The sequence below is a fragment of the Sphingomonas bacterium genome, assembly GCF_903644135.1.
GTDB lineage: Bacteria > Pseudomonadota > Alphaproteobacteria > Sphingomonadales > Sphingomonadaceae > Sphingomonas.
In genome coordinates this window covers 1-7,698 of the sequence record NZ_CAHJXA010000124.1, presented here as the reverse complement: position 1 = coordinate 7,698, position 7,698 = coordinate 1, and the positions used below count along the sequence as shown (strand labels likewise).

Annotated in this window: 11 protein-coding genes and 1 pseudogene; 9 read left to right on the top strand and 3 right to left on the bottom strand. The window is 68.7% G+C overall.

Translation table 11 applies throughout. From position 1 onward, the window contains the following. Both HUU96_RS08175 and aroQ read right to left on the bottom strand, forming a co-directional pair. Positions 1-236 (bottom strand): annotated as a pseudogene (locus HUU96_RS08175) (acetyl-CoA carboxylase biotin carboxyl carrier protein); the annotation flags it as partial. Between the two features lie 14 nt (positions 237-250). Continuing rightward, entirely contained in the window at positions 251-691 is a 441-nt protein-coding gene (gene aroQ / locus HUU96_RS08170) for a type II 3-dehydroquinate dehydratase (protein WP_174292339.1), read from the bottom strand. Positions 692-815: 124 nt separating this feature from the next. Here aroQ and thiS point away from each other — a divergent pair, with 124 nt between their 5' ends. Together thiS and HUU96_RS08160 are read left to right on the top strand one after the other, a co-directional pair. Continuing rightward, positions 816-1,823, top strand: coding sequence for a sulfur carrier protein ThiS (gene thiS, locus HUU96_RS08165; RefSeq protein ID WP_174292338.1), 1,008 nt, complete (start codon positions 816-818; stop codon positions 1,821-1,823). A gap of 100 nt (positions 1,824-1,923) precedes the next feature. Beyond that, positions 1,924-2,106, top strand: a complete 183-nt coding sequence (locus tag HUU96_RS08160) for a CsbD family protein (RefSeq protein WP_174292337.1) — start codon at positions 1,924-1,926, stop codon at positions 2,104-2,106. A gap of 55 nt (positions 2,107-2,161) precedes the next feature. Here the strand turns inward: HUU96_RS08160 and HUU96_RS08155 are convergent, their stop codons facing one another. Beyond that, positions 2,162-2,851, bottom strand: a complete 690-nt coding sequence (locus HUU96_RS08155; protein ID WP_174292336.1) for a L,D-transpeptidase family protein — start codon at positions 2,849-2,851, stop codon at positions 2,162-2,164. Positions 2,852-3,014: 163 nt separating this feature from the next. Here HUU96_RS08155 and leuC point away from each other — a divergent pair, with 163 nt between their 5' ends. The 7 genes from leuC to HUU96_RS08120 form a co-directional block, all read left to right on the top strand. Further along, on the top strand, positions 3,015-4,454 hold the full coding sequence (leuC, locus tag HUU96_RS08150; protein ID WP_174292335.1) for a 3-isopropylmalate dehydratase large subunit: 1,440 nt from the start codon (positions 3,015-3,017) through the stop codon (positions 4,452-4,454). A gap of 100 nt (positions 4,455-4,554) precedes the next feature. After that, positions 4,555-5,187, top strand: coding sequence for a 3-isopropylmalate dehydratase small subunit (leuD, locus tag HUU96_RS08145; RefSeq protein ID WP_174292334.1), 633 nt, complete (start codon positions 4,555-4,557; stop codon positions 5,185-5,187). Positions 5,188-5,253: 66 nt separating this feature from the next. Continuing rightward, positions 5,254-5,577 carry a DUF1476 domain-containing protein gene (locus HUU96_RS08140; RefSeq protein WP_174292333.1) on the top strand — a complete coding sequence of 108 codons (324 nt, stop codon included), beginning with the start codon at positions 5,254-5,256 and terminating at the stop codon, positions 5,575-5,577. A 1-nt stretch (position 5,578) separates the two neighbouring features. After that, positions 5,579-5,809 carry a BolA/IbaG family iron-sulfur metabolism protein gene (locus HUU96_RS08135; RefSeq protein WP_174292332.1) on the top strand — a complete coding sequence of 77 codons (231 nt, stop codon included), beginning with the start codon at positions 5,579-5,581 and terminating at the stop codon, positions 5,807-5,809. A 10-nt stretch (positions 5,810-5,819) separates the two neighbouring features. Beyond that, positions 5,820-6,155 carry a Grx4 family monothiol glutaredoxin gene (gene grxD / locus HUU96_RS08130; protein ID WP_174292331.1) on the top strand — a complete coding sequence of 112 codons (336 nt, stop codon included), beginning with the start codon at positions 5,820-5,822 and terminating at the stop codon, positions 6,153-6,155. A 262-nt stretch (positions 6,156-6,417) separates the two neighbouring features. Next, positions 6,418-6,786 (top strand): BlaI/MecI/CopY family transcriptional regulator, encoded by a 369-nt coding sequence (locus HUU96_RS08125; RefSeq protein ID WP_174292330.1) that lies wholly within the window; start codon positions 6,418-6,420, stop codon positions 6,784-6,786. Further along, on the top strand, positions 6,783-7,698 hold a 916-nt coding region (locus tag HUU96_RS08120), incomplete at its 3' end, for a M56 family metallopeptidase (protein ID WP_254605122.1). The genes HUU96_RS08125 and HUU96_RS08120, both read left to right, overlap by 4 nt.

The following is a 7,698-nucleotide window of genomic DNA, read 5'->3' as shown; positions in this document are numbered from 1 at the left end:
CCGGTCTCGGCGGCTGCCGGCGCGCTGGTGATCGACGCGGGTGCCGGCGCGGCGGCCTGGTACATGGTCGGTGGCGCCGACACCGCCGCCGCCTTGCGCGCGACGCGGATACGGCGATCTCCGTCCTCGACTTCGATCTCGGTGAGGTGAGTCGCGTCCAGCATCTCGGCCAGTTGCCGGATCAGCTCGACATCGACCTGCATGGCGCCCCCGCGCGCGTCCCTGTTGTCGGTCATGGCCGCGCCTCCTGTCAGAACCTCGCCGCCGCTTCAAGCGCGAGCATGTACGACAGCGCGCCGAAGCCCGCGATCGTGCCCTTCGCCGCCTGACCCACCAGGCTGACATGGCGAAAGGAGCTACGCGCGTGCGGGTTGGACAGATGCACCTCGATCACCGGCGTCGCGACCGCGAGGATCGCATCGTGGATCGCGACGGACGTGTGGGTGAACCCGCCGGCATTGAGCAAGACCGCCTTCGCGCCAACCGCCTGCGCCTCGTGCAGCCAGTCGATCAGATGCCCCTCGTGGTTGGACTGACGCAGGTCGACCTCCAGGCCCAGTTCGCGGCCGCGATCCTCCAGCCGACCGGCGATGTCGTCGAGCGTTTCATGGCCGTAGATGGCGGGCTCGCGGGTACCGAGCAGGTTGAGATTGGGGCCGTTGAGGACGAACACGACGGGTTGTTCGGGCATGAGCGGGCTTTCGGTTGCGGGCGACGGCGAGCGCGCCTAGATCGCTGGAGCCTACCCGCCGATCCCTGGCGAAGTCGAGGGTCAGCCGCTGGCCGGCGATCCGCTGCCACAGATGGAGTTGGCGATGCCTCATTCCGACGGAACCGTCTCGATCACCGTCAATGGCGAGCACAAGCGGGTCGCCGCCGGGCTGACCATCGCCGCGCTGACGACCGAATTGGGACTGGTGCCCGAGAAGGTCGCGGTCGAGCGCAACCTGGAGGTGGTGCCGCGCTCGACGCTAGCCGATGTGGCGGTGGAGGATGGCGACGATTTCGAGATCGTCCACTTCGTCGGCGGCGGCGACCATGCCGGCGTGGTAGATGCCGACAGCTGGAGCGTCGCCGGCCGCACCTTCCGCTCGCGGCTGATCGTCGGCACCGGCAAGTACAAGGACTTCGCCCAGAACGCCGCCGCCGTCGAGGCGTCGGGAGCAGAGATCGTCACCGTCGCCGTTCGCCGCGTCAACGTCAGCGACCGCAACGCGCCGATGCTGACCGACTATATCGACCCCAAGCGCGTCACCTACCTGCCCAACACCGCCGGCTGCTTTGACGCCGACAGTGCGATCCGCACGCTGCGGCTGGCGCGCGAGGCGGGCGGCTGGGACCTTGTCAAGCTGGAGGTGCTGGGCGAGGCCAAGACGCTGTATCCCGATATGCGCGAGACGCTGAAGGCGACCGAGGTGCTGGTGCGCGAAGGGTTCAAGCCGATGGTCTATTGCACCGACGACCCGATCGCCGCGAAGCAGCTGGAGGAGGCGGGGGCGGTCGCGATCATGCCGCTGGGTGCGCCGATCGGCTCCGGCCTCGGCATCCAGAACCGCGTGACCATCCGCCTGATCGTCGAGGGTGCGGGGGTGCCGGTGCTGGTCGACGCCGGCGTCGGCACGGCCAGCGACGCGGCCGTGGCGATGGAGCTTGGCTGCGACGGCGTGCTGATGAACACCGCCATCGCCGAGGCGAAGGACCCGATCATGATGGCGACGGCGATGCGCGCGGCGGTGGAGGCGGGGCGGCTCGCCTATCGCGCCGGGCGGATGGGGCAGCGGCGCTATGCCGACCCGTCGAGCCCGCTCGCCGGACTGATCTGAGTTGCAGCCCATGGAACACGATTGAGGCTGCGACGTTTCATGGGAGCGTTTCAAAGCGGGAGCGATCCTCGCACCCGCGGCCGCGACGATGGAGGCCGATATGAGTGAGTTCACCGACAAGATCGAGGGCAAGATCGACGAGGTCGTCGGCAAGGTGAAGCAGGCCGTTGGTGGCCATCAGGGCGACTCGGAGCTGCACGACGAAGGTGCCGCCCAGGAGCTGAAGGGCCATGGCGAGCAGTTCAAGGGCGACGTCAAGGGCGCGCTCGGCGACAAGATCTGATCGACTGACCAGAGACTGAGAAGAGGCCGTTCCTTCGGGAGCGGCCTTTTTCGTGTCAGCTTACGATCGGTCGGGCCGTGCCGATGTCGCTGCGCATCCCCTGGCGCGTGACGATCACCCGATCCCCAAGGCTGGCCGCTTCGAACAGCTTGCGCGCAAAGCCGGCCGGCACGCCGATACAGCCATGCGTCGCATAGTTCGCCGCGATCTCGCTCGCGTGGATCGAGACGCCATCGCCGGTCAGCCGCAGCATATATGGCATCGGGGCGTGATACAGGTTGGAGACGTGGTGGCGGTCCTTCTGCAGGATCGGGAACACGCCGAGCGGCGTCTCGCGATCGTCGGCACCATAGATCACCGCGGTCGTGCCGATCTCATAGCCGCCGCGGAAGACCGACAGCACGCTGGCCTTGAGGTCGACGGTAATGGTGAGCGGCCCCGCCGGCACCCCCGCCTCGTCCCAGAAGAAGCTGCCGTAGCGGATCGGGCCGCGCGTATCGAGCACGCGGCGAATGACGAGAGCGGTGGGCGAGGGTGCAGGCACCGGGGCGGCAACCGCTACCTTGGTTGGCCGGACGATAGCGGCAGCCTTGTGCGGCTTGGCGGCGATGGCGAGGCGGACGGGTGCCGCGACCGGCGCGGCGATGGCCGGAGCCGCGATCCTCAACGCGGTCGCGGTGAGCGTTGCACCCAGGATGCCGAGAGCGATCCAGCGCGCCGGCGTTCTGCTTGTCCAGGCGGCCATTTCGCACCTCATGCTAGCACGGGCAGCGCATGGCGAGAAAACGATCCCGCCGCCAGAGCCCGATTTCGACCGTCCCGCCGCGACACGGCGAACCGCCCTATTTACCAACAGCTCGCCAAAGCACTTTTCCCCTGAGTCGAAACGGGTTACCGGGCGCGCAGCCATGGCCAGCCGTTCCCGCACCCTCTACGAGAAGATCTGGGACTCCCACGTCGTCGAGCGTCGCGACGACGGCACCTGCCTGATCTATATCGACCGCCACCTTGTCCATGAGGTGACCAGCCCGCAGGCGTTCGAGGGGCTGCGCGCCGCCGGTCGCCGGGTGCGCCGCCCCGACCTGACGCTGGCGGTGCCCGACCACAACCTGCCCACTGCCGCCCGTGTGGATGGTGCCGGCCGGCCGCTGCCGATCGCCGATGCCGAGAGCGCCGAGCAGCTTGCCGCGCTCGCCCGCAACACCGCCGAGTTCGGCATCGACTATATCGACGCGCTCGCCCCCGAACAGGGGATCGTCCATGTCGTCGGTCCGGAGCTGGGCTTTACCTTGCCGGGCACCACCCTGGTCTGCGGCGACAGCCACACTTCCGCGCATGGCGCGCTGGGCGCACTGGCGTTCGGCATCGGCACCAGCGAGGTCGAGCATGTCCTCGCCACCCAGACATTGCTGCTCACGCCGTCGAAGACGATGGAGGTGCGGGTCGACGGCAGCCTCGGCTTCGGCGTCACCGCCAAGGACGTGATCCTGTCGATCATCGGCCGGATCGGCGCGGCGGGCGGCACCGGCCATGTCTTCGAGTTCACCGGCAGCGTCATTCGCGCCCTATCGATCGAGGGGCGGCTGACCGTCGCCAACATGTCGATCGAGGGCGGCGCGCGGGCCGGGCTGATCGCGCCCGACGAGACGACCTTCGCCTATCTGCAAGGCCGTCCCATGGCCCCGACCGGCGCGGAATGGGACCAGGCGGTCGCCTGGTGGCGCACGCTCGCCAGTGACGCGGGCGCGGCCTATGACGCCCGGGTCGTGCTCGACGCCACCGACATCGCGCCGGCGCTGACCTGGGGTACCAGCCCGGAGGATGTGGTGTCGATCACCGGCAGCGTTCCCGATCCCGCCAGCTTTTCCGACCCGTCGAAACAGGCGGCAGCGCGCAAGTCGCTCGACTACATGGGTCTCACCGCCGGCACGCGAATGCAGGACGTCGCCGTCCAGCACGTCTTCATCGGCAGCTGTACCAACAGCCGCATCGAGGACCTGCGCGCCGCCGCCTCGGTTGCCAGCGGCCGGCGTGTCGCCGACGGCGTGCGCGCGCTGGTGGTGCCCGGCTCGGGGCTGGTCAAGCGCCAGGCGGAGGCGGAGGGGCTGGACCGCATCTTCACTTCGGCGGGGTTCGAGTGGCGGGAGCCGGGCTGCTCGATGTGCCTCGCGATGAACCCAGACAAGGTGCCGCCCGGCGAGCGCTGCGCCTCGACCAGCAACCGCAATTTCGTCGGTCGCCAGGGGCCGGGCGCGCGCACCCACCTCGTGAGCCCGGCGATGGCGGCGGCGGCGGCGGTGACCGGACGGCTGGCGGACGTGCGCGATTTGATGGAGGAAGCGTTGTGAAGAAGGTATTGATGCTGCTGGTCGCCGGCACGCTGGTGAGCGGCATGGCCGCTTGGTACGCCGGCGCGCAGGTGGTCCGGCCGGAGAAGGAGGCGCGCTGATGCAGCCCGTCTCGGCCGTTTCCGGCCAGGCCTATCCCTGGGGCGCGAAGAACGTCGACACCGACGTCATCATCCCCGCGCACTGGCTGAAGACGATCAGCCGCGCCGGGCTTGGCCGCGGCGCGTTCGAGACGGTGCGGGCGGTTCCGGGCAACATCTTCGACGACGAGCGCTACGCCGGCAGCCCGATCCTGATCGCCGGCGACAATTTCGGCTGCGGCTCCAGCCGCGAACATGCCGCCTGGGCGCTGGGCGACATGGGGGTGAAGGCGGTGATCGCGCCGAGCTTCTCCGATATCTTCTCCGGCAACGCCTTCAAGAACGGCATCGTCACCGTCGTCCTGCCGCAGGAGGCGATCGACCGGCTGATCGCGGTCGCCGGCGAAGGCCAGCCGATCACTGTTGACCTGGAGACGATGACCGTCACCACGCCGTACCAGGACCGCTTCGCCTTCGCCCTCGACTCGTTCCGCCGCCGCTGCCTGACCGAGGGGCTGGACGAGATTGGCCTGACGCTGGCGCGCGACACGCAGATCGCGCAGTTCGAGAGCGCGATGGCAGAGCATCGGCCCTGGACCGAGAAGCGGAGCGGCTATGCGGGCGGGGTCGTCGAGGGTCGACGGGCCAGCTAGGCGGCTCGCGGTTGCACGCTCCGGTCGCGCGCCCTATCTCCACCAGCGAACTGGGAGCCTGACCGCATGACCACCTTCGACGATCGCGAACGCGCTTTCGAGACGAAGTTCGCGCGCGACGAGGAGATGGCGTTCCGCATCGTCGCCCGCCGCAACAAGCTGCTGGGCGGCTGGGCGGCGCAGCTAATGAAGCTGACCCCGGAAGAGTCCGAATCGTATGCCCGCTCGGTCATCCACGCCGAGTTCGAGGAGGCTGGCGACGAGGACGTCGTGCGCAAGCTGCTCGGCGACCTCACCGCCGCCGGGATCGAGGTCGATGACGGCGAGGTCCGCCGCGCGCTGGTCGAGCACACCATCGAAGCGCGTCGTCAGTTGATGGAGGCGCAGTGACATGCCGATGCCAGCCGCCGACATCGTTGCCATGATCCGCGCCGGCATTTCGGACGCCACCGTCGAGATGACCGACCTCGCCGGCGACGACAATCACTGGGCGGCGCGGGTAGTATCGCCCAGCTTCGCCGGCCTGTCGCGAGTAAAGCAGCACCAGGCCGTCTACGCCGCGCTCGGCGACAATATGGGCGGCGTACTCCACGCGCTCCAGCTTTCCACCGCTTCCGCCTGAGGACCTCGCCATGACCGATATCGATACCGACGCCACCGCCCGCATCGACGCGCTGGTCAAGGCCAGCCCCGTCGTGCTGTTCATGAAGGGCACGGCGCTGTTTCCGCAATGCGGCTTCTCCAGCCGTGCGGTTGCGATCCTTCAGCACCTCGATGTCGAGTTCGAGACGGTTGACGTGCTCCAGGACCAGGGCATCCGTCAGGGGATCAAGGCCTATTCCGACTGGCCGACCATCCCGCAGCTCTATGCCCATGGCGAATTCGTCGGCGGCAGCGACATCATGATGGAGATGTACGAGAGCGGCGAGTTGCAGGACGTGCTCGGCGGGGCCGCGCCGGCGCAATAAGCCGGGTGCGGGCGGATCGGCGCGAGATTGATCGCAGCCGATCCGCCCTGCTGAAGCGCGACGGCGCTCAGGCGTACTCACCGTGATGCAGTCGATGTGCCAACCAATGCCATCGGCGGAAAAGCGCCCGTTGAGTGGTTAATGGGCCGCCCGGCGCGGCTGATGATGTAAACTGAACCGACACAAGCTGCCGACAACGATAGCCTCTTGACTACAGGCGTAATCAAAGCGATTACATCTGTTGTCGATGGAGGATCAGCGCGTGGCCGAACGGATCAGCGATGCCGAGCATGTCGTCATGGAGGTGCTGTGGGCCGACGCCCCGCTCAGTGCCCAGGATGTGGCCGAGCGCGTCGACCCTGCTCGGGGCTGGAGCGTCAACACCGTCAAGACGTTGCTCGGGCGCCTGCTTGCCAAGTCGGTGATCGCGCATGAGGCGGACGGTCGCCGCTATCTCTACCGGCCGCTGGTCGAGCGTGCCGACCATGTCGAGCGCGAGTCGCGGCGGCTGATTGACCGGCTGTTCGGCGGCCGGCTGACGCCGCTGGTCGCGCATCTGGCCGAGCGCGATGCCCTGACCCCGCGCGACATCGCCGAGATCGAGGCGCTGCTCAAGGACCTGAAGGCGTGAGCGGGCTGGCATGCTGGATCGTCGAGGCGCTGATCGGCTCGGCGTTGCTGATGGCGCTGGTGCTGCTGGTCCGCGGACCCGTGCGGCGGGCGTTCGGACCGCAGATCGCGTACGCACTGTGGTCGCTGCCACTGCTCCGCCTGATCCTGCCGCCGCTGCCGTCGGCGTGGCGCACGGCCGCGACGCCGATCGGCAGGGCCGGGGAGACGATCACGATCCTGGTCACCGCGCCGACGAACGTACCGCGCGCGGCGATGCCACCCGATCTGTTCGCCTCGCCCGCCGGGCTCTTGTCGCTGGTCTGGGCGATTGGCGTCGTCGCCTTCCTCGCCTGTCATCTCCTCGCCCACGCCCGGTTCTGCCGTCGCATCCTCGCCGCGGCCGTCTCGGTCGGGGTTGAGGACGGTATCCACGTCGTCACCAGCGCCGCCGCGCCCGGGCCGCTCGCTTTCGGTGTGTGGCGGCGTTACGTCGCGTTCCCGGCCGATGTCGCTGCCCGCTACGACGCCGGGGAGCGAGCGCTCGCCCTGGCGCATGAGCTCGGCCACCATCGGCGCGGTGACCTCCTTGCGAACTGGGCAGGGCTGGCGGTGTTGGCACTGCACTGGTTCAATCCGGTTGCCTGGATCGCTTTCCGGGCGTTCCGCGCCGATCAGGAACTCGCCAACGACGCCCGTGTCCTCGCCGGCCGCTCGCCTGCCGAACGCCACGCCTATGCCCGTGCGATCGTCAAGGCGACCCAGGGCGGCACGTCCCGCCTTGGCAGCACCTGCCACCTTCACACCATCACCGACCTGAAAGGGAGATTGAAGATGCTCAGCCTGTCACCAGCCTCGCGCCGCCGCCTCGCTTCGGGAGCCGCCGCGGTCGGCGCGCTCGCCGTCGCCGGCCTCGGCCTCACCGCCTCGGGCA

Excerpts from the sequence above, each read along its gene's own strand:
- HUU96_RS08135 (WP_174292332.1), top strand. The coding sequence starts at position 5,579 with ATGCCGATGCCAGCCGCCGACATCGTTGCCATGATCCGCGCCGGCATT.
- thiS (WP_174292338.1), top strand. The coding sequence starts at position 816 with ATGCCTCATTCCGACGGAACCGTCTCGATCACCGTCAATGGCGAGCAC.
- leuC (WP_174292335.1), top strand. The coding sequence starts at position 3,015 with ATGGCCAGCCGTTCCCGCACCCTCTACGAGAAGATCTGGGACTCCCAC.
- grxD (WP_174292331.1), top strand. The coding sequence starts at position 5,820 with ATGACCGATATCGATACCGACGCCACCGCCCGCATCGACGCGCTGGTC.
- leuD (WP_174292334.1), top strand. The coding sequence starts at position 4,555 with ATGCAGCCCGTCTCGGCCGTTTCCGGCCAGGCCTATCCCTGGGGCGCG.
- HUU96_RS08160 (WP_174292337.1), top strand. The coding sequence starts at position 1,924 with ATGAGTGAGTTCACCGACAAGATCGAGGGCAAGATCGACGAGGTCGTC.
- aroQ (WP_174292339.1), bottom strand. The coding sequence starts at position 691 with ATGCCCGAACAACCCGTCGTGTTCGTCCTCAACGGCCCCAATCTCAAC.
- HUU96_RS08140 (WP_174292333.1), top strand. The coding sequence starts at position 5,254 with ATGACCACCTTCGACGATCGCGAACGCGCTTTCGAGACGAAGTTCGCG.
- HUU96_RS08155 (WP_174292336.1), bottom strand. The coding sequence starts at position 2,851 with ATGGCCGCCTGGACAAGCAGAACGCCGGCGCGCTGGATCGCTCTCGGC.